The sequence below is a fragment of the Streptomyces sp. NPDC085524 genome (genome assembly GCF_044541755.1).
Classification (GTDB): domain Bacteria; phylum Actinomycetota; class Actinomycetes; order Streptomycetales; family Streptomycetaceae; genus Streptomyces.
Map to the genome: position 1 here is coordinate 1 of NZ_JBITTH010000003.1, position 24,246 is coordinate 24,246.

23 protein-coding genes and 1 riboswitch are annotated in these 24,246 nt (G+C 70.6%); of the genes, 13 read left to right on the forward strand and 10 right to left on the reverse strand.

All coding sequences use genetic code 11. The features are described 5' to 3' along the window. Positions 1 to 336: 336 nt before the first annotated feature. The gene (locus tag ACIGFK_RS04895) at positions 337 to 1,914 is read right to left on the reverse strand and encodes a Na+/H+ antiporter (protein WP_376661045.1); all 1,578 of its coding nucleotides are present in this window, start codon (positions 1,912 to 1,914) and stop codon (positions 337 to 339) included. 55 nt (positions 1,915 to 1,969) lie between these two features. Between ACIGFK_RS04895 and ACIGFK_RS04900 the strand changes: the two genes are divergently transcribed. The 3 genes from ACIGFK_RS04900 (at position 1,970) to ACIGFK_RS04910 (ending at position 3,900) form a co-directional block, all read left to right on the forward strand. After that, positions 1,970 to 2,230 carry a UBP-type zinc finger domain-containing protein gene (locus ACIGFK_RS04900; RefSeq protein WP_376661046.1) on the forward strand — a complete coding sequence of 87 codons (261 nt, stop codon included), beginning with the start codon at positions 1,970 to 1,972 and terminating at the stop codon, positions 2,228 to 2,230. A gap of 210 nt (positions 2,231 to 2,440) precedes the next feature. Beyond that, positions 2,441 to 2,854, forward strand: coding sequence for an anti-sigma regulatory factor (locus tag ACIGFK_RS04905; protein ID WP_365165629.1), 414 nt, complete (start codon positions 2,441 to 2,443; stop codon positions 2,852 to 2,854). Continuing rightward, the gene (locus ACIGFK_RS04910; RefSeq protein ID WP_376661047.1) at positions 2,851 to 3,900 is read left to right on the forward strand and encodes an RNA polymerase sigma factor SigF; all 1,050 of its coding nucleotides are present in this window, start codon (positions 2,851 to 2,853) and stop codon (positions 3,898 to 3,900) included. Before ACIGFK_RS04905 ends, ACIGFK_RS04910 begins: the two co-directional genes overlap by 4 nt. Before the next feature lie 12 nt (positions 3,901 to 3,912). Here ACIGFK_RS04910 and ACIGFK_RS04915 read toward each other — a convergent pair whose 3' ends face one another. After that, positions 3,913 to 4,374: a hypothetical protein gene (locus ACIGFK_RS04915; RefSeq protein ID WP_376661048.1), complete on the reverse strand. Its 462-nt coding sequence runs from the start codon at positions 4,372 to 4,374 to the stop codon at positions 3,913 to 3,915. Positions 4,375 to 4,458: 84 nt separating this feature from the next. Between ACIGFK_RS04915 and ACIGFK_RS04920 the strand changes: the two genes are divergently transcribed. Both ACIGFK_RS04920 and ACIGFK_RS04925 read left to right on the forward strand, forming a co-directional pair. Next, entirely contained in the window at positions 4,459 to 5,424 is a 966-nt protein-coding gene (locus ACIGFK_RS04920; RefSeq protein ID WP_376661049.1) for a diacylglycerol/lipid kinase family protein, read from the forward strand. Positions 5,425 to 5,746: 322 nt separating this feature from the next. Continuing rightward, positions 5,747 to 6,004 carry a WhiB family transcriptional regulator gene (locus ACIGFK_RS04925; RefSeq protein WP_003953983.1) on the forward strand — a complete coding sequence of 86 codons (258 nt, stop codon included), beginning with the start codon at positions 5,747 to 5,749 and terminating at the stop codon, positions 6,002 to 6,004. Between the two features lie 146 nt (positions 6,005 to 6,150). Here the strand turns inward: ACIGFK_RS04925 and ACIGFK_RS04930 are convergent, their stop codons facing one another. Both ACIGFK_RS04930 and ACIGFK_RS04935 read right to left on the reverse strand, forming a co-directional pair. Next, the gene (locus ACIGFK_RS04930; protein WP_376661056.1) at positions 6,151 to 7,620 is read right to left on the reverse strand and encodes a sensor histidine kinase; all 1,470 of its coding nucleotides are present in this window, start codon (positions 7,618 to 7,620) and stop codon (positions 6,151 to 6,153) included. Positions 7,621 to 8,002: 382 nt separating this feature from the next. Then, positions 8,003 to 8,596: a TetR/AcrR family transcriptional regulator gene (locus ACIGFK_RS04935; RefSeq protein WP_400050605.1), complete on the reverse strand. Its 594-nt coding sequence runs from the start codon at positions 8,594 to 8,596 to the stop codon at positions 8,003 to 8,005. An 84-nt stretch (positions 8,597 to 8,680) separates the two neighbouring features. On the opposite strand from ACIGFK_RS04935, the gene ACIGFK_RS04940 reads away from it, so the two are divergent. Both ACIGFK_RS04940 and nagB read left to right on the forward strand, forming a co-directional pair. Beyond that, positions 8,681 to 9,442 (forward strand): SDR family oxidoreductase, encoded by a 762-nt coding sequence (locus ACIGFK_RS04940; protein WP_376661051.1) that lies wholly within the window; start codon positions 8,681 to 8,683, stop codon positions 9,440 to 9,442. A 325-nt stretch (positions 9,443 to 9,767) separates the two neighbouring features. Next, positions 9,768 to 10,553 carry a glucosamine-6-phosphate deaminase gene (gene nagB / locus ACIGFK_RS04945; protein WP_386470527.1) on the forward strand — a complete coding sequence of 262 codons (786 nt, stop codon included), beginning with the start codon at positions 9,768 to 9,770 and terminating at the stop codon, positions 10,551 to 10,553. Between the two features lie 133 nt (positions 10,554 to 10,686). Here the strand turns inward: nagB and ACIGFK_RS04950 are convergent, their stop codons facing one another. From ACIGFK_RS04950 to ACIGFK_RS04965, 4 genes are all read right to left on the reverse strand, one after another. Next, positions 10,687 to 12,198 carry a glycoside hydrolase family 3 protein gene (locus ACIGFK_RS04950; protein ID WP_376661053.1) on the reverse strand — a complete coding sequence of 504 codons (1,512 nt, stop codon included), beginning with the start codon at positions 12,196 to 12,198 and terminating at the stop codon, positions 10,687 to 10,689. 7 nt (positions 12,199 to 12,205) lie between these two features. Further along, positions 12,206 to 13,108 carry a carbohydrate ABC transporter permease gene (locus tag ACIGFK_RS04955; protein WP_376661054.1) on the reverse strand — a complete coding sequence of 301 codons (903 nt, stop codon included), beginning with the start codon at positions 13,106 to 13,108 and terminating at the stop codon, positions 12,206 to 12,208. Then, positions 13,105 to 14,133, reverse strand: a complete 1,029-nt coding sequence (locus ACIGFK_RS04960; protein ID WP_376661055.1) for a carbohydrate ABC transporter permease — start codon at positions 14,131 to 14,133, stop codon at positions 13,105 to 13,107. Before ACIGFK_RS04960 ends, ACIGFK_RS04955 begins: the two co-directional genes overlap by 4 nt. Before the next feature lie 145 nt (positions 14,134 to 14,278). After that, positions 14,279 to 15,562 (reverse strand): extracellular solute-binding protein, encoded by a 1,284-nt coding sequence (locus tag ACIGFK_RS04965; RefSeq protein ID WP_376659111.1) that lies wholly within the window; start codon positions 15,560 to 15,562, stop codon positions 14,279 to 14,281. Between the two features lie 288 nt (positions 15,563 to 15,850). Between ACIGFK_RS04965 and ACIGFK_RS04970 the strand changes: the two genes are divergently transcribed. The 3 genes from ACIGFK_RS04970 to ACIGFK_RS04980 all read left to right on the forward strand — a co-directional run bounded on the left by ACIGFK_RS04970 (position 15,851) and on the right by ACIGFK_RS04980 (position 19,149). Continuing rightward, complete coding sequence (locus tag ACIGFK_RS04970; protein ID WP_376659134.1) at positions 15,851 to 16,615, forward strand: GntR family transcriptional regulator; 765 nt, start codon at positions 15,851 to 15,853, stop codon at positions 16,613 to 16,615. A 96-nt stretch (positions 16,616 to 16,711) separates the two neighbouring features. Beyond that, a complete protein-coding gene (locus tag ACIGFK_RS04975) occupies positions 16,712 to 18,958 on the forward strand; it encodes a carbon starvation CstA family protein (RefSeq protein ID WP_376659112.1) in 2,247 nt (748 codons plus the stop codon). Continuing rightward, positions 18,955 to 19,149: a CstA-like transporter-associated (seleno)protein gene (locus ACIGFK_RS04980; RefSeq protein ID WP_376659113.1), complete on the forward strand. Its 195-nt coding sequence runs from the start codon at positions 18,955 to 18,957 to the stop codon at positions 19,147 to 19,149. Before ACIGFK_RS04975 ends, ACIGFK_RS04980 begins: the two co-directional genes overlap by 4 nt. Positions 19,150 to 19,197: 48 nt before the next feature. Here the strand turns inward: ACIGFK_RS04980 and ACIGFK_RS04985 are convergent, their stop codons facing one another. Then, a complete protein-coding gene (locus ACIGFK_RS04985) occupies positions 19,198 to 19,782 on the reverse strand; it encodes a Uma2 family endonuclease (RefSeq protein WP_376659114.1) in 585 nt (194 codons plus the stop codon). A 78-nt stretch (positions 19,783 to 19,860) separates the two neighbouring features. Here ACIGFK_RS04985 and ACIGFK_RS04990 point away from each other — a divergent pair, with 78 nt between their 5' ends. The 3 genes from ACIGFK_RS04990 (at position 19,861) to ACIGFK_RS05000 (ending at position 24,069) form a co-directional block, all read left to right on the forward strand. Then, the gene (locus ACIGFK_RS04990; RefSeq protein ID WP_386470535.1) at positions 19,861 to 20,355 is read left to right on the forward strand and encodes a GNAT family N-acetyltransferase; all 495 of its coding nucleotides are present in this window, start codon (positions 19,861 to 19,863) and stop codon (positions 20,353 to 20,355) included. Positions 20,356 to 20,431: 76 nt separating this feature from the next. Further along, positions 20,432 to 20,487: riboswitch (cobalamin riboswitch) on the forward strand. A 163-nt stretch (positions 20,488 to 20,650) separates the two neighbouring features. After that, positions 20,651 to 23,050: a ribonucleoside-diphosphate reductase subunit alpha gene (locus tag ACIGFK_RS04995; RefSeq protein ID WP_376659116.1), complete on the forward strand. Its 2,400-nt coding sequence runs from the start codon at positions 20,651 to 20,653 to the stop codon at positions 23,048 to 23,050. Continuing rightward, a complete protein-coding gene (locus tag ACIGFK_RS05000; RefSeq protein WP_376659117.1) occupies positions 23,050 to 24,069 on the forward strand; it encodes a ribonucleotide-diphosphate reductase subunit beta in 1,020 nt (339 codons plus the stop codon). The genes ACIGFK_RS04995 and ACIGFK_RS05000 overlap by 1 nt, the downstream gene beginning before the upstream one ends. Here the strand turns inward: ACIGFK_RS05000 and ACIGFK_RS05005 are convergent. Next, the gene (locus ACIGFK_RS05005) at positions 24,021 to 24,218 is read right to left on the reverse strand and encodes a hypothetical protein (RefSeq protein WP_376659118.1); all 198 of its coding nucleotides are present in this window, start codon (positions 24,216 to 24,218) and stop codon (positions 24,021 to 24,023) included. The genes ACIGFK_RS05000 and ACIGFK_RS05005 overlap by 49 nt on opposite strands. Between the last annotated feature and the right edge of the window lie 28 nt (positions 24,219 to 24,246).

The following is a 24,246-nucleotide window of genomic DNA, read 5'->3' on the forward strand; positions in this document are numbered from 1 at the left end:
CGAGCGCGCAACCACCCTCACGGCCGCGAGGTGCCCGCAGGCGCGAGGACGAGGAGACGCCCCACCGGGACACCGCGCAGAACCCGCACAGCCAGCACCCCGCCCGGGCAAAACCCGGACCCGCGCAGGACCCGAAGGGTCAGAAGCCCGCCCGGGCAAAACCCAGCCCCGCCGGCGATTGAGGCGCGGGGTCCGGGGCAGCGCCCCGGCAGCGCAGCCGCCCCGCGCAACGGCGGAACCCGGGCAAAACCCAGCCCCGCCGGCGATTGAGGCGCGGGGTCCGGGGCAGCGCCCCGGCAGCGCGGCCGCCCACACAGCGGCGGGACGCCCAGGGCGTCAGCCCTGTTCGCGGTAGGCCGCCGCCTCCTCCAGGTCCAGCCGCCGCAGCAACGCCCTCAGCATCTCGTCGTCGATCCGCCGAAGGTCCCGCAGCGACACGAACACCTCCCGCTCGGCCTCGATCATCTCGCCCGCGAGCCGCCGGTAGATGTCGTCCGCCGACTCCCCCGTCTCCGGGTTGACCTCCCCCAGCCGCTCCCACACCGCGTTGCGCCGCCGTTCCAGCACCGTCCGCAGCCGGTCCGCGAGCGGCGGCGGCAGGGTGCTGTTCTCCGGCTGTTCCAGGAGCTCCGCCAGGCGTTCCTCCGCCGCCCGCGAGGCCTCGCTCTGCGCCTGCGCCTCCGCCAGGGTCTCCGCCTGCACGTCCTTCGGCGGCAGCTTCAGCAGTCTGATCAGCGGCGGGAGGGTGAGGCCCTGGACGACCAGGGTGCCGATGACCGTCGTGAAGGTCAGGAAGAGGATCAGGTTGCGGTGCGGGACGGTGATCGGGATGGAGAACGCGATGGCCAGCGAGACCACCCCGCGCATCCCGGCCCAGCCCACGATCACCGGCGCCTTCCAGTCGGTGTCGGGCTCCCGGCTGCGGATCCGCTCGGAGAGCCTCGGCAGGAAGGTCGCCGGGAACACCCACACGAACCGGGCGACGACCACCGCGAGGAACACCGCGACCGCGTACCAGGCCGCGCTCAGGCCCTCGTACTCCGTCAGCCCCTTGAGGACCACCGGCAGCTGGAGCCCGATCAGCGCGAAGACCACCGACTCCAGCACGAAGGCGATCACCTTCCACACCGCCTCCTCCTGGAGCCGGGTCGCGAAGTCGACCTGCCAGTTGCGGTGCCCGAGGTACAGCGCGACGACGACCACCGCGAGCACCCCCGAGGCGTGCACCCGCTCGGCCGCCGCGTACGCCACGAAGGGGATCAGCAGCGACAGGGTGTTCTGGAGCAGCGGCTCCTTCAACCGGGTGCGCAGCTGGTGGATCGGCACCATCAGCAGCAGGCCGACCCCGACGCCGCCGACCGAGGCCACCAGGAACTCCGCGATCCCGCCCGCCCAGCCGGCGCTCGTGCCGATCACGGCCGCCACGGCGACGTTGTACGCGGTGATCGCGGTGGCGTCGTTGACCAGGGACTCGCCCTGCAGGATGGTCGTGATCCGGTTCGGCAGGCCGAGCTTGCGTGCGATCGCGGTGGCGGCGACGGCGTCGGGCGGCGCGATGACCGCGCCGAGCACCAGGGCGACCGGCAGCGAGAGCGCGGGCATGACCAGGTACGCGGCGTAGCCGACGGCGAGCGTCGCGAAGAGCACGTAGCCGACCGACAGCAGTGCGACGGGGCGGATGTTCGCCCGCAGGTCCAGGTAGGAGCTGTCGACGGCGGCCGTGTACAGCAGCGGCGGCAGCAGCAGCGGCAGCACGATGTGCGGGTCGAGGGCGTACGAGGGGACGCCCGGGACGTACGCGGCCACCAGCCCCACCGCGACCAGCAACAGCGGCGCCGGCACCGGCGTGCGGCGGGCCGCCCCGGCTACGGCGGCGCTGGCCGCGATCAGCGCCACCAGCGGCAATACCTCCATCGAAGATCCATCCTCATCCGTCGTGCGGCCGCGCCCTGGTCGTACGCTGGCCATCATGAGCGAGTGCACCCACGTTGCCGAACTGCCGCGCCCCGAGCCCATCCCCTCTGCCCTGACCTGCCCGGAATGTCTGGCGCTCGGCAGCCACCCCGTCCAGCTGCGGATGTGCCTGGCGTGCGGACACGTGGCCTGCTGCGACTCCTCGCCCCACCGTCACGCGACGGCGCACCACCAGCAGACCGGCCATCCGGTCATGCGGAGCTTCGAGCCGGGCGAGACCTGGCGGTGGTGTTTTGTGGACGGTTCGATCGTCTGAGGCGGGGTAGGTCAACCCTCCGCCGGTTCCCTTGATTTGGACCCCGCAGACCCCTAGCCACTGTGTGTACCCATGGGCTTACCATCAGTCACTGGGCAGCGGCATGTCGGCCGGGGTGTTCCAGCGGGGCCACAGGGGTGCCGCGACACGATCGCCCGGATCGCGATAGCGTCACCGGCGAACAGAGCTCGTACCACCTTGGAGGTGAGGGTGTCCCAGATCGCAGGCGAGCCCGGGACCCAGGACTTCGTGGAAGTCCGGCTGCCCGCTGCGGGTGCCTACCTGTCGGTGCTGCGAACGGCCACGGCCGGTCTCGCGGCACGTTTGGACTTCACCCTCGACGAGATCGAGGACCTCCGCATCGCGGTGGACGAGGCCTGCGCGATCCTGCTCCAGCAGGCCGTGCCCGGCTCCGTCCTCAGCTGCGTCTTCCGCCTCATCGGGGATTCGCTGGAGGTGACCGTTTCCGCGCCGACCACCGACGGTCGCGCGCCGGAGCGCGACACGTTCGCGTGGACGGTCCTGTCGGCCCTGGCCGGCAAGGTCGAGGCCACGGTCGAGGAGAACCGGACGGTGAGCATCAGCCTCTACAAACAGCGCGGCGCGGGACCAGGCCCGGCGTGAGCGGCGGGGAGATCCCGGTGCGGGGCGGGGATCGGCCCCGGGTACGGCACGAGGTCGACGGCGGCATCCCGGAACAGCAGCACGCCCGGCCGCACCCGGCTGAAGCGGATGCGGAAGACGGCTTTTTGGACTCGGCGGAGCGACGGGCGGGCCCTATGAGCGAGAACCAGCACGATCAAGTACAGCCGCCGGAGGCCGCTGCCGAGCCCCCGGAGGCCTTCCCCGGCGCCCCGGAGGGCATCGGGGCGCCGGCGCCGCCGGGGCTCCCGGTGCCGCCGGCCCTGCCGGACCCGCGCGACCGCAGCGGTGCGCGGGCCCTCTTCATCGAGCTGCGGGCGCTGCCCGACGGCTCGCCGGAGAAGGCGGAGCTGCGCAACCGCCTCGTGCGGATGCACCTGCCGCTGGTGGAGCACCTGGCGCGGCGGTTCCGCAACCGCGGTGAGCCGCTGGACGACCTGACGCAGGTCGCGACGATCGGCCTGATCAAGTCGGTGGACCGGTTCGACCCGGACCGCGGGGTCGAGTTCTCCACGTACGCCACGCCCACGGTGGTCGGCGAGATCAAGCGCCACTTCCGGGACAAGGGCTGGGCGGTACGGGTTCCCCGGCGCCTCCAGGAGCTGCGGCTCTCGCTGACGACGGCGACCGCGGAACTGTCCCAGCAGCACGGCCGCTCCCCCACCGTGCACGAGCTGGCCGAGCGGCTGGGGATCTCCGAGGAGGAGGTGCTGGAGGGGCTCGAATCGGCCAATGCCTACAGCACGCTCTCGCTGGACGTCCCGGACACCGACGACGAGTCGCCGGCGGTCGCCGACACCCTGGGCGCGGAGGACGAGGCCCTGGAGGGCGTCGAGTACCGCGAGTCCCTCAAGCCGCTGCTGGAGGGACTGCCTCCCCGAGAGAAGCGGATCCTGCTGCTCCGGTTCTTCGGGAACATGACCCAGTCGCAGATCGCGCAGGAGGTCGGCATCTCCCAGATGCACGTCTCGCGCCTGCTGGCCCGCACCCTGGCCCAGCTCCGCGAGAAGCTCCTCGTGGAGGAGTAGGAGGTACGAGGGCTATCGGGCCTGCTCGCCGGGCCCGATGCCGAGCGCTTCGGTCGCCGTGGGGTTCACCAGGAGCACCAGGACGGCCACCGCCGCCACGGCCAGCGCCACGGCGGCCGCGATCATCGCACCGCCCGTGCTGTACAGGGTGTACGCCACCGGCAGTGCCATCAGCTGCGTGATCAGTGCCGGGCCGCGGCTCCAACGGCGGCCCAGGCGCAGGCCGCGCGCGCCGATCAGCGGCAGCGCGGCGAGGACGAGGAGGGTGATCCCGCCGGTCTCGGCCTGCTGCGGGGAATCGGGGTCTCCCGCGATGCCCACGAAGAGCATGTAGACGCCGAGTCCGGCCAGCGCCAGCCCCTCCAGGGCGGTGAGCGCGGCGGCGGCGGTCAGCCGCCGGGGCAGCGCGGAGACGGTGACGGGTGCGGCGGCGGGTGCGGCGGCGGGGGCCTTCTCGGGCTGCTTCTTACTCACCCCAGCAGGGTAGCCGCGCACCCCGGGCCGCCGAGGGGACGGGCAGTAGGGTCGGCATATGCGGGGGTGGGTAGGCTGGCGCTCATGCGTGCACTTCTCGTGGCCAACCCAGCAGCGACGACCACCAGTGCGCGCACGCGCGACGTCCTGACCCACGCCCTGGCCAGCGAGATGAAGCTGGAGGCGGTGACCACCGAGTACCGGGGGCACGCCCGGGACCTGGGGCGCAAGGCCGCACACGAGGGGCTCGACCTCGTGGTGGCGCTGGGCGGTGACGGCACGGTCAACGAGGTGGTCAACGGGCTGCTGCACGACGGGCCGGATCCGGACCACCTGCCCCGGCTGGCGGTGGTGCCCGGCGGGTCGACCAATGTGTTCGCACGTGCACTCGGCCTGCCCAACGACGCGGTCGAGGCGACCGGCGCCCTGCTGGACGCGCTGCGGGAGCAGCGCGAGCGGACGATCGGCCTGGGCCTGGCGGCCGGCGCCCCAGGCACGGAGGACGAGTCGGTTCCGGCGCGCTGGTTCACGTTCTGCGCCGGCTTCGGATTCGACGCGGGCGTGGTCGGCCGGGTCGAACAGCAGAGGGAGCGCGGCAAGCGTTCGACGCATGCGCTCTACGTACGACAGCTGATGCGCCAGTTCTGGGAGGAGCCCAACCGGCGGCACGGCACGGTCACGCTGGAGCGCCCCGGAGCCGATCCTGTGACGGATCTGGTGCTGTCGATAGTGTGCAACACCTCACCGTGGACATATCTGGGGAATCGTCCGCTTTACGCCTCTCCGGAGGCCTCGTTCGATACTGCGCTTGACGTATTGGCACTGGACCGTTTGTCAACTCCAGCGGTCGCGCGGTACGCGACACAGCTCCTGACCTCGACTCCTGAGCGGGGTCCACACGGCAAGCACGCGGTGTCTCTGCACGATCTGACCGACTTCACCTTGCATTCGAAGGTTCCGCTCCCGTTCCAGATGGATGGCGATCACCTGGGCCTGCGCACCAGCGTTCGGTTCGCAGGCGTTCGGCGAGCACTGCGTGTGATTGTGTGAGTAGAAGGGCCCAAAGTCCTTTCACTCGAACGTTTACACGCCGGTCCACCCTCACGATGTAGGGCTGTGACCTAGTAGACACCGACGAATCAAAAAAAACTTTCCGGAAGGGGTTGTATCCCCGTCCGAGGTTTGCGAATCTCTTCATGGCGATCGGGACAGCCCGCAGAACCCGGCACCCACACAGAGCGCCAGAACCCCTCCACGAATCTTTGACTGATCACCCGGGAAACCAGGCGGTCGACCTTCCCTCACGGGGGGATTCGTGAAAGCGTTCACATTCACAAGCAACCTGCCCGCAATACAAGGAGATGGAGCAGCCATGGACTGGCGTCACAACGCCGTTTGTCGTGAGGAAGACCCGGAACTCTTCTTCCCCATCGGCAACACCGGTCCTGCGCTGCTGCAGATCGAGGAAGCCAAGGCCGTCTGCCGCCGTTGCCCCGTCATGGAGCAGTGCCTGCAGTGGGCGCTCGAGTCCGGTCAGGACTCCGGCGTCTGGGGCGGTCTCAGCGAGGACGAGCGCCGCGCGATGAAGCGCCGCGCCGCTCGCAACCGGGCGCGCAACGCCAGCGCCTGACAACGACTTTCGAGCCTCGACGTGCAGCGCGTAGTACCCGAATAAGCGCTTGGCAACGTGCTCTTGAACCCCGGACCGATCACCCTCGGTCCGGGGTTCAGTGCTGTCCGGGGCGTGCGGCGTCACATTGCGTGACGGACCGAGCGCTACTTCTGCGGGCTGGACGGGATGTCGAGGACGACCTTCGTGCCGTGCGGCTCGGCCGGGACCATGTCGAAGGTGCCGCCCAGCTCGCCCTCCACGAGGGTCCGTACGATCTGCAGCCCGAGGTTGCCGGCCCGCTGGGGGTCGAACCCCTCGGGCAGGCCGCGGCCGTCGTCGACCACGGTGATGAGCAGCCGGCCGTCCGCCCGGCCGGTGCCGGAGCGGACCGCCGAGACCTCCACCGTGCCCCGTTCGGCCGGGGCGAAGGCGTGTTCCAGGGCGTTCTGCAGGATCTCGGTCAGCACCATCGACAGCGGAGTGGCGACCTCCGCGTCCAGGATCCCGAAGCGGCCGGTGCGCCGGCAGTCGACCTTGCCCGGGGAGATCTCCGAGACCATCGCGATCACCCGGTCGGCGATCTCGTCGAACTCGACCCGCTCGTCCAGGTTCTGCGACAGCGTCTCGTGCACGATCGCGATCGAACCGACCCGGCGCACGGCCTCGTTGAGCGCCTCCCGGCCCTGCGGGGAATCCATCCGGCGGGACTGGAGCCGCAGCAGTGCGGCCACGGTCTGGAGGTTGTTCTTCACCCGGTGGTGGATCTCCCGGATGGTCGCGTCCTTGGTGATCAATTCACGTTCGCGACGGCGCAGTTCCGTGACGTCGCGGCAGAGCACCAGGGATCCGATGCGGGTCCCCTTGGGCTTCAGCGGGATCGCGCGCAGCTGGATGACCCCGCCGTTGCCCTCGACCTCGGTCTCCCGGGGGGCCCAGCCGCTGGCGAGCTTGACGAGCGCCTCGTCCACCGGGCCCCGGGAGGGGGCGAGTTCGGTGGTGGTGGTGCCCAGGTGCTGGCCGACCAGGTCGGAGGCGAGGCCGAGCCGGTGGTACGCGGAGAGGGCGTTCGGGGAGGCGTAGGTGACCACGCCGTCGGCGTCGAGTCGGATCAGGCCGTCACCGACGCGCGGGGAGGCGTCCATGTCGACCTGCTGGCCGGGGAACGGGAAGGAGCCCGCCGCGATCATCTGGGCCAGGTCGGAGGCGGACTGGAGGTACGTCAGCTCCAGCCGGCTCGGTGTACGCACAGTGAGCAGGTTGGTGTTGCGGGCGATCACTCCGAGTACCCGGCCTTCGCGGCGGACGGGGATCGATTCGACGCGGACGGGCACCTCCTCACGCCACTCCGGGTCGCCCTCGCGCACGATGCGGCCCTCGTCGAGCGCGGCGTCGAGCAGCGGGCGGCGGCCGCGCGGCACCAGGTGGCCGACCATGTCGTCCTGGTACGAGGTCGGGCCGGTGTTCGGGCGCATCTGCGCGACCGAGACGTACCGGCTGCCGTCGAGGGTGGGCACCCACAGCACGAGGTCGGCGAAGGAGAGGTCGGAGAGCAGCTGCCACTCGGAGACCAGCAGGTGGAGCCACTCCAGGTCGGTTTCACCGAGAGCGGTGTGCTGGCGTACGAGGTCGTTCATGGAGGGCACGTGGCGAGCGTACCCCGGGTACGCCGCATGACTTTCCCCACGACGGTACTCAGGAGTATCCAGAATGCCCGGGGGCCGCGTACTGTTGGAGGAACTGACGGGATTCATCCCCCCGTCATTGGATGGACAGAACAGAATGGTCTAGTCCACAATTGCCTTCAAGCTTCCGCCCTCCCCGCACAGGAGGACGGATCGAGGTAAGCCGCGTGATCTGCCCTGACCGCGCCGGCACCTCTCCACGGCCGCGGGAACCGCACACCCGTCGGCCGTAAGTACTCCGGGCTACGGTGCCGGGCGGGTTGAGGGTCCCGTCAGGCACCGTGGCCCAGAGGAATGACGCGGCGGCCCCGAGGAACGAACCGGTGGCCGCGGACTACTCCGGCCAGGCCAGCAGGGCCCGGGCCGCCACCGCCTCCAGCTCCTCCCGGCTCGCCCCGTCGCGCGACTGCTGGGACATCCCCTGAAGCACGGCTCCGGCGTACCGGGCCAGCGCCCGCGCGTCCGTGTCGGCGGGCAGCACGCCGGCGGCCACGTCGGCCCGGATCCGGCGCTCGAACATGTCCAGGTTGGCGTTGCGCCGTTCGCGCAGCGCCTCGGCCACCTCTTCCGACGTCGTGTTGACCGCCGCGCTGATGACCATGCAGCCGGGCGGGTGCGCCGGGTCGGTGTAGATCTCGGCGGCCTCGCGCAGGATGCGGCCGACCGCCGCGCGGGCGGTGGGCTCCTCGGCCAGGGCCACGCCCGCGAAGTCCGCGTACCGCCCGCCGTAGACCGCCACGACCTCGTCGAAGAGCGTGCGCTTGTCCCCGAAGGCCGCATAGAGGCTGGGCGCGCCGATGCCGAGCGAGGCGGTCAGGTCGGAGATCGAGGTCGCCTCGTAGCCGCGCTCCCAGAAGGCGAGCATGGCCTTGTCGAGGGCCGCTTCCCGGTCGAAGGAGCGGGGTCTGCCGCGCTGTCCTGTCACCATGCGCCGATTCTATAGCGGTCGCTATCGAATCTGATACGGTCCTTTCTGTAGCGACCACTAGCGAATTGCGAAGGGGGGCGCGTCATGGGCGTGCTCAAGGGGAAGACGGCGCTGGTCACGGGCGGCAGCCGGGGTATCGGACGGGCCGTCGCGGAGCGGCTGGCGCGGGACGGCGCGCTGGTCGCGGTGCACTACGGACGCGACGCGGCGGCGGCGCAGGAGACGGTGGCCGCGATCGAGGCGGCCGGCGGGGCGGCCTTCGCGATCCGGGCGGAGCTCGGCGTGCCGGGCGACGCGCAGGCGCTGTGGGCGGCGTACGAGGCCCATCCCGCGCACACGGAGGGCGTGGACATCCTGGTCAACAACGCGGGGGCGGCGGCCTTCGCCGGCATCGGGGAGATCGACGAGGAGACGTACGACCGGACGCTGGCCCTCAACGCGAAGGCCCCGCTCTTCGTGATCAAGTACGGGCTGGCGCGGCTGCGGGACGGCGGCCGGATCGTGAACGTGACCGGCACCCCGGACCTGGCCCTGCCCGCGATCCTGGCCACGGTCACGGCGAAGGGCGCGACGAACGCGCTGACCCGCTCGCTGGCCGCGGAGCTCGCGCCGCGCGGGATCACGGTGAACTCGGTCGGCCCCGGCATCACGGAGACCGACCTGAACGCGGGCCTCCTCGCGGACCCCGCGACCCGGGCGCACCTGGCGTCCCGGTCGGTCTTCCACCGCGTCGGCACGGCGGAGGAGGTCGCCGACGTGGTGGCGTTCCTGTCCTCCCCGGACTCCCGCTGGCTGACGGGCCAGCACCTGAACGCCACGGGCGGCCTCCAACTGGCCCTGATCTAGCCCCCGGTCTCCCCGCGCCCCAAGCACCGGCGGGGCCGATTTCGGGCCGGGGCCGCCCGCCCGTGCGGCTCAAAGATCGGGGCGCCGCGCCTGACATCCGGCGGCAGCCGAATCCAGCCCCTCCGGCGTGCGAGGAGCGGGTCTGGGCGGAGCCCAGGGTGCCGCGCAGCGGCACCTCGGTGCCGCCGGCGTCCGGGGCCCGGCCCGGGAGGCCGGACGGGGTCGGGCGGATCACCATGGGACTGGGCGGAGCCCAGCGGGGAGGGGCACCCTTCTGGTAGATTGGTCTATACCACCACCCGCACTCGAGATCGGCAGGCCCCGCGTGGAAGTTGTCATCGTCCCGAACGCCAAGGCAGGCGGCGAGCTCATCGCGGAGGCCATGGCCGCCCTGGTCCGCCGCAAGCCCGACGCCCTCCTCGGCGTGGCGACCGGCTCCACCCCGCTGCCCGTCTACGAGGCCCTCGCCGCCAAGGTCAGGGCCGGCGAGGTGGACGCCTCCAGGGCCCGCATCTGCCAGCTCGACGAGTACGTCGGCCTGCCGGCCGGGCACCCGGAGTCCTACCGGGCCGTCGTGCTGCGCGAGGTCGTGGAGCCCCTCGGCCTGTCCGAGGCCTCCTTCATGGGCCCCGACGGCTCCGCCGAGGACATCGTCGCGGCCTGCGAGGCGTACGACCGGGCGCTCGCCGCGGCCGGCGGCGTCGACCTCCAGCTGCTGGGCATCGGCACCGACGGGCACATCGGCTTCAACGAGCCCTGCTCCTCCCTCGCCTCCCGTACCCGGATCAAGACGCTGACCGAGCAGACCCGCGTGGACAACGCGCGCTTCTTCGACGACGACCTCGACCAGGTGCCCCACCACGTCATCACCCAGGGCATCGGCACCATCCTCGACGCCCGCCACCTGGTCCTGCTGGCCACCGGCGAGGGCAAGGCCGAGGCGGTCGCGCAGACCGTGGAGGGCCCGCTGTCCGCGCTGGTCCCGGCCTCCGCCCTGCAGCTGCACCGGCACGCCACCGTCATCGTGGACGAGGCGGCCGCGTCGAAGCTGAAGCTGGCCGACTACTTCCGCCACACGTACGCGAACAAGCCGGCCTGGCAGGGGCTGTAGCCCCACGAAGGTCTCACGAACGCGGACGGCCGGACCCCCACAGGCGGTGGGGCCCGGCCGTCCGTCACATACGGCCGGGGCCGGGCTTCCCAGAGGGGAGGCCCGGCCCCGGCCGTACCCGCAGCGCCGGCGCTCAGGCCCCCTCGACGGCCCCCGCGATGACCTCCGCCGCCGCCCGCCCGCAGACGCGGGAGGCGCCGTGGGTGGCGATGTGCAGCGCCCCGCGGGGCTCCGCGCGCGGCAGGCCCATCTCGACCACCACCGTGTCCGGCCGGGCGGCGACCAGCGCGTCCAGGGCCCGCGTCATCCACGGGTGCCGGTGCGCGTCGCGGACCACGGCGACGACCGTACGGTCCCCCGCCGCCGCCAGGACGTCCGCGGCCGTGGCGCCCTGCGGGTAGACGCCCGCCTCCGTGCCCGGCAGCAGCGAGGCCAGCTCCGCGGCGACCCCCCACGGGGTCTCGTCCCCCACCGCGATGTTCGCGACGGGCGCGAGCGTGGCGACGTACGGGGTGTCGAGCGGCTTGGGTGCGCCGGTGACGACCAGGGCGCGGCGGGCGGCCGTCAGCCCGATGCCGGACGCGCGGCTCCCCTCCTGCCGCGCGTCCGGCCTGGCCCGGCGGGTCCACTCGGCGAGCGCGCGCACCCGGGCCGCGGCGTCGGCGAGCCGCTCCTCGGCGAGCGTGCCCTCGCGGACGGCCGTGACCAGCGCGTCCCGCAGCCGCAGGACGGTCGCCTCGTCGGCGAGTCCCCCGCCGACGCAGATGGCGTCCGCGCCGGCCGCGATGGCGAGCACGGAGCCGCGTTCGATCCCGTACGTCCCGGCGATGGCGTTCATCTCCATGCCGTCGGTGACGATGAGGCCCTCGTAGCCGAGCTCCCCGCGCAGCAGGCCGGTGAGGATCTGCGGGCTGAGCGTGGCCGGGCGGGTCGGGTCGAGGGCGGGCACCAGGATGTGCGCGCTCATCACGGCCTTGGTGCCGGCCTCCATCGCGGCCTTGAACGGGACCAGCTCGCGCGCTGCCAGAGTGTCGAGGTCGACGTCGATGCGCGGCAGCGCGTGGTGCGAGTCGACGCTGGTGTCGCCGTGGCCCGGGAAGTGCTTGGTGCAGGCGGCGACTCCGGCGGCCTGGAGCCCCTCGACGTAGGCGGCGGTGTGCCGGGCGGCGAGGTGGGTGTCGGCGCCGAAGGACCGTACGCCGATCACCGGGTTGTCCGGGTTGGAGTTGACGTCCGCGGACGGGGCCCAGTTGAGGTTGACCCCGCACTCGGCGAGCCGGCGGCCGAGCTCGCGGGCCACCTCGCGGGTCAGCGCGGTGTCGTCGACGGCGCCGAGGGCCAGGTTGCCGGGGAAGGAGGAGCCGGCCCGCACTTCGAGGCGGGTGACGTCGCCGCCCTCCTCGTCGATGGCGACGAGGACGTCGTCGCGCTCGGCGCGCAGCTGCGCGGTGAGTGCGGCGAGCTGCTCGGGCGAGGCGATGTTGCGGCCGAAGAGGCCCACGGCGGTGAGGCCTTCGCCGACCTGGCGCAGGAGCCAGGCGGGGGCGGTGGTGCCCTCGAAGCCGGGCTGGAGGACGGCGAGGGCGTCCCTGGTCAGCCCTCCGTCTCCATTGGACGCAGTCGTGTGGTGCGCAAGGACAGTCATGGTGCCGTTATCCCTTCACGGCGCCGGAGGTCATGCCGCCGACGGCCTTGCGCTGGAGGAAGATGAAGATCAGCAGGACGGGGACCGCGAAGAGCGAGGACGCGGCCATGGTGGCGCCCCAGTCGTTGCCGAAGGCCGTCATGAACTCGGTCAGCCACAGCGGCAGGGTCTGGGCGGCCTTGTCCTTGTTGAGGATCAGGACCATCGCGAACTCGTTCCAGGCGGTGATGAACCCGAAGAGCGAGGTGGACATCAGGCCGGGGGCGAGCAGCGGGAAGATCACCTTGCGGAAGGCCTGGCCGCGGGTGCAGCCGTCGATCTGGGCGGCCTCCTCCAGGGTCACCGGGACGGCGGCGATGAAGCCGCGCAGGGTCCAGATGGTGAAGGGGAGGATCATCACGAAGTAGATCGCGGTGAGCAGCGGCAGGCTGTTCAGCATCTCGCTGTCGCGGGCGATCATGTACATCGCGATGACCATGACCTCCCAGGGGGCCATCTGGGCCATCATCACCGTGAGGACGAGCCCCTTGCGGCCCCTGAACTTCATCCGGGCGATGGCGAAGCTCGCGGCGAGGGCGACGAGCAGGGCCAGCAGGACGGCGCCGACGGTGACCAGGACGCTGTTGGTGACGTACGTCCAGAAGTTCTGGACCCCGGTGGCCTTGGCGAAGTTGTCCAGCGTCGGCGTGAAGACGAAGACGGGGTCCTTCGTGAGCATCTGGTCGGCGGGCTTGAGCGCCGAGGAGAACATCCAGTAGACGGGGAAGACGAAGACCACGGCCAGCAGGAGCGCGCCGAGGTTCTTGGCGACGGCTCCGGGGCGCAGCGGTCGGCGGGTGCGGAGCTTCTGCGCGGGCTGCGGGGCGGCGGGCCGGGAGTCGGTGGCCTTCGGGGCGGTGGTCGTGCTCACTGCTCCTCCTCCTGCTTCAGGATCAGGCGGAAGTAGAAGGACATGACGATCACGAGGATGAGGATCGTCAGGACGGAGATCGCGGCGGCGAGGCCGTAGTGGGCCTGGCTCTGGCCCTCGACGTAGGCGAAGACCGGCAGGATCTCGGAGGCGCGGTCGGGGCCGCCCTTGTTCATCGCGTAGACCTGGGTGAAGGCCTTGAAGACCCAGATCACCTCGAGGAACGTGGTGATGAGGAAGAAGGGCTTGAGGTTCGGGAAGACGATCTTCCAGAAGGTCTGCCAGCCGTTGGCGCCGTCCATCCGCGCGGCCTCGTACAGCTCGGCGCCGACCGTGGTCAGTCCGGCGTACATGTTGAGGGCGACGAAGGGGATGGAGCCCCAGACGACCAGGATGGTGACGATCACCAGGGTGGAGAGGCCGGTCGCCATCCAGTTGTGCTGTTCGTAGCCGGAGAATCCGGCGGTGCGCATGACCCAGTTCATGACGCCGAACTGCTCGTCGAACAGCCACTTGAAGACCTGTACGGAGGCGACGATCGGCATGGCCCAGGCCATCACCAGCGCCATCGACAGGACCAGCCGCATCCACGTGCCGAGCTTGTTCAGCAGGATGCCGATGAGGCTGCCGAGCACCATGATCAGTGCGACGTTGGCGAGGGTGAAGGCGAAGCTGCGGACCACGACGGTCCAGAAGTTCGAGTCGCCGAGCAGTTCCGTGTAGTTGGCGAAGCCGGCGAAGGGGTACTTCCGCTGGATGAACTCGATCTTGTTGATGTCCTGGAAGGACAGGATCACGTTCTTGATCAGCGGGTACAGCAGGAGGGTCGCGAGGCTGAGCACCGCGGGCCCGATCAGCAGGTAGGGCAGCCATCCCGAGGGGATCGGCTTTCTGCCCCCGCGAGGAGACGTGCCCCCGGCTGGACTGGGGCCGGTTCCGGTGGCGTGCGCCTTGGGCCGTCCGGCGGACTCGAGTGGTGCGTCCTCTGGAGCGCTGGTCGCCGCTCCCTGGGAGTGCACGGTCATGGCTGGCTTCCTCGCGGTTGACTGTGGAGTCAAATGCGCGACCGGGGGCACGGCAGGCGTCTGGGCGCCTGCCGTGCCCCCCGGTGCGTTCGCACTGCTGGGTGGTGCTTGCGGCGGTGGTGCGGGGTGTTACCGGTGCGGGGTGTTACTTGTTGATGCGCTTCGCGATCTCCGCGTCGGCGGCCGCACCCGCCTTGGCGGCGTCCTCACCGTTCAGGACCTTGGTCATGAACTCCTTGATGGGGTTCGGCTCGGTCTCGACGTTCGCCCAGCCCGCGGTGACCGGGGTGATCTTGCCGTTGGCGCCGGCCTTGGCCATCGACTCGGCGAAGGAGCCCGCGGCGGGAGCGAAGTTCGCACCGGCCTGGTTCGGGAGCAGCGCGCCCTTGGTCTCGGCGGCGTACTTGGTCATCTGGTCCTTGCCGGCGGCGAGGGCCAGCCACTCCTTGGCGAGCTCCTTGTTCTTGGAGCGCTCGGCCACGGCGAGGTTGGAGCCGCCGAGGAAGACGGTGCCGGGCTTGTCGGCGGTCTTGCCCGGGATCGGGAAGTAGCCGAAGTCGGCTTCCTTGCCCGCGTCCTTCAGGGCCTTCTCCGCTCCGGAGGCCTCCCAGCCGAGACCGATCCAGGAGGCGACGCCGCCCTTGGGGATGATGTCGGTGGACTGCTGCGGGGTGGCCTCGTCCTTGTCCTTGGGGGCGGTGGAGAAGGACTGGAGCTTCTTGTAGAAGTCCATCGCGGAGGCGGCCTGCGGGGTGCTCAGCTGGCCCTTCCACTTGCCGCCGTCCTTGACGGCCAGGTCGCCGCCCTCGTCCCAGACGAAGCCGGCGAGGACGTACCAGCTCTGGCCGGGGAGGTAGATCGGCTGCGTGGCCGGGTCGGCGGCCTTCAGCTTCTCCAGGCCGGCCACCCACTCGTCGCGGGTCTTCGGCGCGGTGACGCCGGCCTTCTCGAAGGCCTTCTTGTCGTAGACGACGACGCGGTTGGCCGCGTACCAGGGGGCGGAGTAGAGCTTGCCGTCGATCTCGGACGAGGCCATCATGCCCTTCGCCCAGGCGTCGGCGCCGAGCTTGGCCTTGTCCTTCGTCAGGTCGGCGAGGCCGCCGGTGACCGCGTAGCCGGCGGTCTGGGTGTTGCCGAGCTCAAGGACGTCCGGCGGGTTGTTCTCGGAGAGGGCCGTGGTGACCTTCTCCTGGATGCCGGTCCACTTCTGCTCCTCGACCTTGACCGTGACACCGGGGTGCTTGGCCGAGAACTCCTTGTTGACCTCGTCGAGCCAGGCCTTGGGCGCGGAACCGTCCATCACCCAGACGGTGATCTCCTTGGCGCCACCCGCGTCGGTCTTCCCCTTGTCGTCGCCGCCGTTGCCGCACGCCGCGACTCCGACCATCATGCCCGCGACACCGACCGCCGCTATGAGCTTGCGCTTCACGCCACCCTCCTCAGGGATGCTGCCTGCAACTTCCCTCGCCCACCGCGGTGACGTACCAAGTACTGCCCGTGGGGCCGGGATCTGATCCATATTGGTGTAGACCAGTAGCTGGAGCTTGGCCTAGACCTTTAGGGGTGTCAAGGGTCTAATGAGCGGGTGTCCGGTCCGTTATCGGACCGACACCTGGGGAGAGAGAAGGCCTGTCCCCCCGCACGTGTCACGATGTGACCGCACATATCGGAGGAGCCGGTGACGGCAGCGAAACTGGAGTCGGGAAGGCGGGCGGCGATGGCCACCGAAGGGGCGATGGCGGAGCCGGAAGGCGGGGCGGCCACTCGCACGGCGCGTGTACCCAAGTACTACCGACTCAAGCGGCACTTGCTCGACATGACCGAGACACTGCCGCCCGGCACCCCGGTCCCGCCGGAGCGCACGCTCGCGGCCGAATTCGACACCTCGCGGACCACCGTCCGGCAGGCCCTGCAAGAACTGGTCGTAGAGGGACGACTCGAGCGGATCCAGGGCAAAGGCACCTTCGTCGCCAAGCCCAAGGTCTCCCAGGCGCTGCAACTCACCTCGTACACGGAGGACATGCGGGCCCAGGGACTGGAACCGACCTCGCAGCTCCTGGACATCGGCTACGTGACGGCCGACGACACCCTCGCCGGGCTGTTGAAGATCAACACCGGCGGGCGGGTGCTGCGCATCGAGCGGCTGCGCCTGGCCAGCGGCGAGCCGATGGCCATCGAGACCACCCACCTCTCGGCCAAGCGCTTCCCCGCGCTGCGCCGTTCGCTCGCCAAGTACACCTCGCTCTACACCGCCCTGGCCGAGGTGTACGACGTGCACCTGGCCGAGGCCGAGGAGACCATCGAGACCTCGCTGGCCACCCCGCGCGAGGCCGGCCTGCTCGGCACCGACGTCGGCCTGCCGATGCTGATGCTCTCCCGGCACTCCCTGGACGCCGACGGCGAGCCGGTGGAGTGGGTGCGGTCCGTGTACCGCGGGGACCGCTACAAGTTCGTCGCCAGGCTGAAGCGCCCCGCGGTCTGACCACGGCCGTCCGGCAGACGGCTCCTCCGTACCGTTATGCGGACGGGGTCTTACGCCGACCGGTCAATTCCCCGTAGATTCCCTGCGCTTACGCAGATGATCGACGAGGGGACGAGGGTCATGCCTGAACCGGAAGCAACAGGGACACAACGGGGCGTGGCGAGTCCGGGCACCACGCCCGGCTCGCCCTCTCCGAAGTCCATCGCCGCATGGGTGCTCGTCGCACTCGTCGGCGCCATCGGCTGGGGCGTGCTCGCCCTCTCCCGCGGCGAGGAGATCTCCGCCGCCTGGCTGCTCGCGGCCGCGATCGGCTCGTACGCGATCGGCTACCGCTTCTACGCCCGCTTCATCACGAACCGCGTGCTGAAGGTGGACCCCACCCGGGCCACCCCCGCCGAACGCCTTGACAACGGTGTCGACTTCCACCCCACCGACCGGCGTGTGCTCTTCGGCCACCACTTCGCCGCCGTCGCCGGCGCCGGCCCGCTCGTCGGCCCCGTGCTCGCCGCCCAGATGGGCTACCTGCCGGGCACGATCTGGATCGTCGCGGGCGTCATCTTCGCCGGCGCCGTCCAGGACATGGTCACGCTGTTCTTCTCCACCCGCCGCGACGGCCGCTCGCTCGGCCAGATGGCCCGTGACGAGATCGGCCCGGTCGGCGGAGCCGCCGCCCTGGTCGCCGTGTTCACCATCATGATCATCCTTCTGGCGGTGCTCGGCCTGGTCATCGTGAACGCCCTGGCGCACTCCCCGTGGGGCGTCTTCTCCATCGGCATGACCATCCCGATCGCCCTCTTCATGGGCTTCTACCTGCGCGTGCTGCGCCCGGGCCGGGTCACCGAGGTCTCCGTCATCGGCGTCGCGCTGCTGCTCCTCGCCATCGTCGCGGGCGGCTGGGTCGCCGAGTCCTCGCTGGCGTCCGCCTTCACCCTGGAGAAGGAGACGCTGGTCATCTGGATGATCGGCTACGGCTTCATCGCCTCGGTGCTGCCGGTGTGGATGCTGCTCGCGCCCCGCGACTACCTCTCCACCTTCATGAAGGTCGGCACCATCGCCCTGATGGCACTGGGCGTGGTCATCGCCATGCCGACCCTGAAGATGCCCGCGGTCACCGACTTCGCGGCCCGCGGCGACGGCCCGGTCTTCGCCGGGTCGATGTTCCCCTTCGTCTTCATCACCATCGCGTGCGGCGCCCTGTCCGGCTTCCACGCGCTGGTCTCCTCGGGCACCACCCCGAAGATGATCCAGAAGGAGACCCAGGTCCGGGTCATCGGCTACGGCGCGATGCTCACCGAGTCGTTCGTCGCCATCATGGCGATGATCGCGGCCACCATCATCGATCCGGGCCTGTTCTTCGCGGTGAACTCCCCCGGCGGCGTCATCGGCACCACGGTCCAGAGCGCCTCGGAGGCGGTGACGCACTTCGGCTTCGCCATCAGCCCGGAGGCCCTCGCGCAGGCCGCGAAGGACGTCGAGGAAGCCAGCCTGCTCTCCCGTACGGGTGGCGCACCGACCTTCGCACTCGGAATGTCGGAGATCTTCTCGTCCGTGATCGGCGGCGCGGGGATGAAGGCCTTCTGGTACCACTTCGCCATCATGTTCGAGGCGCTGTTCATCCTGACGACCGTCGACGCGGGCACCCGCGTGGGGCGCTTCATGCTCCAGGACACCCTCGGCAACGTGCACAAGTCCTTCAAGGACGTCAGCTGGAAGCCCGGCGTGTGGATCGCGAGCGCCGTCGTCGTCGGCGGCTGGGGCTACTTCCTGTGGGTCGGCGTCAAGGACCCGCTGGGCGGCATCAACCAGCTCTTCCCGCTGTTCGGCATCGCGAACCAGCTGCTCGCGGCCGTCGCCCTGGCCGTCTGCACCACGCTGCTGGTCAAGTCCGGCCGGCTCAAGTGGGCCTGGGTGACCGGCGTTCCGCTGGCGTGGGACGTGGCCGTGACGCTCACCGCGAGCTACCAGAAGGTCTTCTCGGACGACGTGAAGGTCGGCTTCTTCGCGCAGCGCGACAAGTACCAGGGCGGCATCGACGCGGGGAAGGTGCTCCCGCCCGCCAAGACCATGGACGACATGCACACCGTGGTCACCAACGCCACCGTCGACGGCGTGCTGTCGGCGCTGTTCGCGGTGCTGATCATCATCGTGCTGGCCGACGCCGCCCGGACCTGCCTCAAGGCCATCGCCGACCCGGAGTCGGTGCGGCTGGCCGAGGTCCCCTGGACCGAGTCGAAGATCATCGCCCCGGCCGGGCTGATCCCGACCGCGGCCGAGCGGGCCGAGCTCGCCGCGGCGGGCCTGGACTCGGGCGGCGGACGGGCCAAGGAACCGGCGGCGTCATGAGCCTGCGCGACGCGCTGGCCCGCGCCCGGTACTTCGTACGGGAGTTCTCGGGCGAAGCGGCGTACGACCGGTACGTCGCCCACGCCCGCTCGCACGACCCGGACGCGGACGTCCTGACCAGGCGCGCCTTCGAGCGGGCCCGCACGGACTCGCGCGAGGCGGACCCGCGGGAGGGCTTCCGCTGCTGCTGAGCGCACACGAAGGGCCCTGCCGTGCCTGGCGGGGCCCTTCGCCGTTCGTCAGCGCACCCAGTCCTTGAGGCGCTCGGTCTGGAGAGTGATCCCGACGGGGTCGGGGAGCGTTACCTCCCTGCCGAAGGGAACGGTGCGTACGGTCTCGTAGCCGCTGCCATCCGGCTCGCTGTGGACGACGACCTGGCACTTGAGCCGGTCGATGAGCAGGTAGACCGGGATACCCGTCTCCGCGTAGGCACGTGGCTTTTCGATCCGGTCGCGCCGCTCGGTGTCGGAGTCCCACGAGGTCACCTCGACGGCCATCAGGATCGGGCCCGGATCGACCCAGTCGCCTTGTCCCACGAAAGCGTCCTCGTGCGCCAGAACCCCGTCCGGAATGGCGCGACCCTCCCGGTACTGCTCCGCCTTGATCCCCTGTCCCGGGTGCAGCCAGAGGTCCGGGTGATGCTGCATGCAGATCCGCGTCAGCCACTGGATGATCCGCCCGTGGTCCCCGTCAGGCATGGCCTTGCTCCTCAGCACCCCACCGATGAACTCCAGTCGCAGCCCCTCCTCCTCGCGGGCGGCTATGCGGGCCAGGTGTTCGAAGCGCTCGGTCGACATGTGGGGACGTTCGGTCATGACGCTCATGCCTCGCTCGCCTTCCTCGACGGTGCTGATTCCGACCATAGCGCCGGGCACCGACGGCCGTGGCGCACACTCGTCCACATGGACATCGTCATCAGGGCGGCCCGACCCGCCGAATACGAAGAGCTGGGCGAGATCACCGCGCAGGCCTACGTGGGCGACGGGCTCCTCGGCTCCGGTGAGGCGTTCTACGCGGGCGTGCTGCGCGACGTCGCCGGGCGGGCCGCCCACGGCGAGGTGCTCGTGGCCGTCCACGAGGGGGCCGTGCTCGGCGGGGTGACCTTCGCGCCGCCCGGGAGCCCGCTCGCCGACATCGCCGGGCCCGGCGAGGCGGAGTTCCGGATGCTGGCCGTCTCCCGCGAGGCGCGCGGCCGGGGCGCCGGCGAGGCCCTGGTGCGGGCCTGCACGGCCCGGGCCCGGGAGCTGGAGGGCGTCACGCACCTGGTGCTCTCGACCCAGCAGGGCATGAAGGGCGCCCAACGGATCTACGAACGGCTCGGTTTCGTCCGCACGCCGGAGCGGGACTGGGCGCCCGTTCCCGGGCTGACCCTGCTCACCTACCGCCTGGAGCTGTAGCCGCGCCGACACAACATGTGGGGGGTCGCGCATCCGCGGCCCCCCACATGTATGCTCATCCTCGCTGTCGCCGCAGGGGAATCCGGTGCGAATCCGGAACTGTCCCGCAACGGTATGAAAAGTCCGAGGACCTGCCGACGGTGCATCCGGGTCGACCGAACCGGGTGCCGATACGTCCGGGCCTCGAGGTTGGGCCGGTGGACGCCGTGCGGTGTTACGCGTACTTGCCACGCCCGCATTGCGCTCCCCGTGCCCGCCCGCCGTCGACCGGGCCGAGCGAGGGAGAGCTCCCGCCGTGACCATCGCGCCTTCCGCACCGCGCGCCGAGTCCGTTTCTGGCGACAACACCGAGGGCCCGGGGGCCGCGCTGCTGCGTACCCTCACCGAACTGACCGCGGACCTCCCCGACACCGACCCCGGCCGGGTCGCCGCTGCCGCGCTGCGCGGCCGCAGCTCCGGCGCCGACGAGGCCGAGCTGCGCGGTCTGGCCACCGAGGCCGCCGCGGGCCTGATCTCCGAGGACCCGGCGTACTCGAAGCTCGCCGCCCGGCTGCTGACGCTGGCCGTCCGCGACGAGGCCGTCGGCCAGGGCTCCACCTCCTTCTCCGTCTCCGTCGAGGTCGGCCACCGCGAGGGGCTGATCGCCGACCGCACCGCCGAGTTCGTGCGCACCCACGCGGCCCGGCTGGACGCGCTGGTCGAGCACTCCCTCGCCGAGGGCGCGGACGACCGCTTCGGCTTCTTCGGCCTGCGCACGCTGCACAGCCGCTACCTGCTGCGCCACCCCATCACCCGCCAGGTGATCGAGACCCCGCAGTACTTCATGCTGCGCGTGGCCTGCGGTCTCGCCGCGGACACTGCGTTTGATTCGAACACTGCGGTCCAGGCCGTGGAGGAGGTCACCTCCCTCTACCGGCTGATGAGCCGCCTCGACTACCTGCCGTCCTCCCCCACGCTCTTCAACTCGGGCACCCGGCACCCGCAGATGTCCTCCTGCTACCTGCTGGACTCCCCGCTGGACGAGCTCGACTCGATCTACGACCGCTACCACCAGGTCGCCCGCCTCTCGAAGCACGCCGGCGGCATCGGCCTGTCGTACTCCCGCATCCGCGCCCGCGGTTCGCTGATCCGCGGCACCAACGGCCACTCCAACGGCATCGTGCCGTTCCTGAAGACGCTGGACGCCTCCGTCGCCGCCGTGAACCAGGGCGGCCGCCGCAAGGGCGCCGCCGCCGTCTACCTGGAGACCTGGCACGCGGACATCGAGGAGTTCCTGGAGCTCCGCGACAACACCGGCGAGGACCAGCGCCGCACCCACAACCTGAACCTCGCCCACTGGGTGCCGGACGAGTTCATGCGCCGCGTGAACGCCGACGCCGACTGGTCGCTGTTCTCCCCGGCCGACGTCCCCGAGCTGGTCGACCTGTGGGGCGACGAGTTCGACGCCGCCTACCGCAAGGCCGAGGAGTCGGGCCTGGCCCGCAAGACCATGCCCGCCCGCGACCTGTACGGCCGGATGATGCGCACCCTCGCGCAGACCGGCCAGGGCTGGATGACCTTCAAGGACGCCTCCAACCGCACGGCGAACCAGACCGCCGAGCCGGGCACGGTCGTCCACTCCTCCAACCTCTGCACCGAGATCATCGAGGTCACGAACGACGGCGAGACCGCCGTCTGCAACCTCGGCTCGGTCAACCTCGGCGCCTTCGTCGTGGACGGCGGCATCGACTGGGAGCGGATCGACGAGACCGTCCGCACCGCCGTCACCTTCCTCGACCGCGTGGTGGACATCAACTTCTACCCGACCGAGCAGGCGGGCCGCTCCAACGCCCGCTGGCGTCCGGTGGGCCTGGGCGCCATGGGCCTCCAGGACGTCTTCTTCAAGCTGAAGCTGCCCTTCGACTCGGCCGAGGCGAAGGCCCTGTCCACCAAGCTCTCCGAGCGGATCATGCTGGCCGCGTACGAGGCCTCCTGCGACCTCGCCGAGCGCAGCGGCCCGCTGCCGGCCTGGGAGCAGACCCGCACCGCGCGCGGCGTCCTGCACCCGGACCACTACGAGGTCGAGCTGAACTGGCCGGAGCGCTGGGAGGCGCTGCGCGCCCGCGTCGCGCAGACCGGCATGCGCAACTCGCTGCTCCTCGCGATCGCGCCGACGGCGACGATCGCCTCGATCGCCGGCGTGTACGAGTGCATCGAGCCGCAGGTCTCCAACCTCTTCAAGCGCGAGACCCTGTCGGGCGAGTTCCTCCAGGTCAACGGCTACCTGGTGGAGGAGCTGAAGCAGCTCGGCGTGTGGGACGCCCAGACCCGCGAGGCCCTGCGCGACTCCTCCGGCTCGGTCCAGGGCTTCGGCTGGATCCCGGCGGAGGTCCGCGAGCTGTACCGCACGGCCTGGGAGATCCCGCAGCGCGGCCTGATCGACATGGCGGCGGCCCGTACGCCGTTCCTCGACCAGTCCCAGTCGCTGAACCTGTTCCTGGAGACGCCCACCATCGGCAAGCTCAGCTCGATGTACGCGTACGCCTGGAAGCAGGGCCTGAAGACCACGTACTACCTGCGCTCGCGCCCGGCGACGAAGATCGCCCGCGCCGCGCAGGCCGCCACCGCCGCCCCGGTGGCGCTCCCGCAGGCCGTCGACGCCGACGCGCTGGCCTGCTCCCTTGAGAACCCCGAGTCCTGCGAGGCCTGCCAGTAATGAGCACCACCCAGTCCGACAAGAACCTCCTGGACCCGGGCTTCGAGCTCACGCTCCGCCCGATGCGCTACCCCGACTTCTACGAGCGCTACCGGGACGCGATCAAGAACACCTGGACCGTCGAGGAGGTCGACCTCCACTCGGACGTCGCCGACCTCGCGAAGCTGACCCCGGCCGAGCAGCACATGATCGGCCGTCTGGTCGCGTTCTTCGCGACGGGCGACTCGATCGTCTCGAACAACCTGGTCCTGACCCTCTACAAGCACATCAACTCCCCGGAGGCGCGCCTGTACCTGTCGCGCCAGCTGTTCGAGGAGGCCGTGCACGTCCAGTTCTACCTGACGCTGCTCGACACCTACCTGCCCGACCCGGACGACCGCGCCGCGGCCTTCGACGCGGTCGAGGAGATCCCCTCCATCCGCGAGAAGGCGCAGTTCTGCTTCAAGTGGATGGACTCGGTCGAGAAGATCGAGCGGCTGGAGAACGCCGCCGACCGCCGCCGTTTCCTGCTGAACCTGATCTGCTTCGCCGCGTGCATCGAGGGCCTGTTCTTCTACGGCGCCTTCGCGTACGTGTACTGGTTCCGCTCCCGCGGTCTGCTGCACGGCCTGGCCACCGGCACCAACTGGGTGTTCCGTGACGAGAGCTGCCACATGGACTTCGCCTTCGCGGTCATCGACACCGTCCGCAAGGAGGAGCCGGAGCTCTTCGACGACGAGCTCCAGCAGCAGGTCACCGACATGCTGAAGGAGGCCGTCGAGGCGGAGCTCCAGTTCGGCCGGGACCTGTGCGGCGATGGCCTGCCGGGCATGAACACCGAGTCGATGCGCGAGTACCTGGAGTGCGTCGCCGACCAGCGCCTGGTCCGCCTCGGCTTCCCGCCGGTGTACGGCTCGCAGAACCCGTTCTCCTTCATGGAGCTGCAGGGCGTCCAGGAGCTGACGAACTTCTTCGAGCGCCGCCCGTCCGCCTACCAGGTCGCGGTCGAGGGCACCGTCGACCTGGACGAGGACTTCTGAGTCCTCCGGACCTTCTCCCGTGATCGGCCGGCGGCTGCTTCGTGCAGCTGCCGGCCGATCCTGCGTTCCCGGGCCGCTCCGTACAGGGCGGGGCCGGCGAGGAGGGCTGCGACGGTGAGGACGACGAGGTAGTTCACGATCGTGGTCATGGCTCCACTTTCGCGAGTGCGGCGAAAA

Coding starts and splice junctions, on each gene's coding strand:
- ACIGFK_RS04930 (WP_376661056.1), bottom strand. CDS start 7,620: ATGAACGACCTCGTACGCCAGCACACCGCTCTCGGTGAAACCGACCTG.
- ACIGFK_RS04975 (WP_376659112.1), top strand. CDS start 16,712: ATGATCGACGAGGGGACGAGGGTCATGCCTGAACCGGAAGCAACAGGG.
- ACIGFK_RS04960 (WP_376661055.1), bottom strand. CDS start 14,133: ATGACCGTGCACTCCCAGGGAGCGGCGACCAGCGCTCCAGAGGACGCA.
- ACIGFK_RS04920 (WP_376661049.1), top strand. CDS start 4,459: ATGCGTGCACTTCTCGTGGCCAACCCAGCAGCGACGACCACCAGTGCG.
- ACIGFK_RS04970 (WP_376659134.1), top strand. CDS start 15,851: ATGGCCACCGAAGGGGCGATGGCGGAGCCGGAAGGCGGGGCGGCCACT.
- ACIGFK_RS04900 (WP_376661046.1), top strand. CDS start 1,970: ATGAGCGAGTGCACCCACGTTGCCGAACTGCCGCGCCCCGAGCCCATC.
- ACIGFK_RS04940 (WP_376661051.1), top strand. CDS start 8,681: ATGGGCGTGCTCAAGGGGAAGACGGCGCTGGTCACGGGCGGCAGCCGG.
- ACIGFK_RS05000 (WP_376659117.1), top strand. CDS start 23,050: ATGAGCACCACCCAGTCCGACAAGAACCTCCTGGACCCGGGCTTCGAG.
- ACIGFK_RS04980 (WP_376659113.1), top strand. CDS start 18,955: ATGAGCCTGCGCGACGCGCTGGCCCGCGCCCGGTACTTCGTACGGGAG.
- ACIGFK_RS04950 (WP_376661053.1), bottom strand. CDS start 12,198: ATGACTGTCCTTGCGCACCACACGACTGCGTCCAATGGAGACGGAGGG.
- ACIGFK_RS04990 (WP_386470535.1), top strand. CDS start 19,861: ATGGACATCGTCATCAGGGCGGCCCGACCCGCCGAATACGAAGAGCTG.
- ACIGFK_RS04925 (WP_003953983.1), top strand. CDS start 5,747: ATGGACTGGCGTCACAACGCCGTTTGTCGTGAGGAAGACCCGGAACTC.
- ACIGFK_RS04985 (WP_376659114.1), bottom strand. CDS start 19,782: ATGAGCGTCATGACCGAACGTCCCCACATGTCGACCGAGCGCTTCGAA.
- ACIGFK_RS04935 (WP_400050605.1), bottom strand. CDS start 8,596: ATGGTGACAGGACAGCGCGGCAGACCCCGCTCCTTCGACCGGGAAGCG.
- ACIGFK_RS04895 (WP_376661045.1), bottom strand. CDS start 1,914: ATGGAGGTATTGCCGCTGGTGGCGCTGATCGCGGCCAGCGCCGCCGTA.
- ACIGFK_RS05005 (WP_376659118.1), bottom strand. CDS start 24,218: ATGACCACGATCGTGAACTACCTCGTCGTCCTCACCGTCGCAGCCCTC.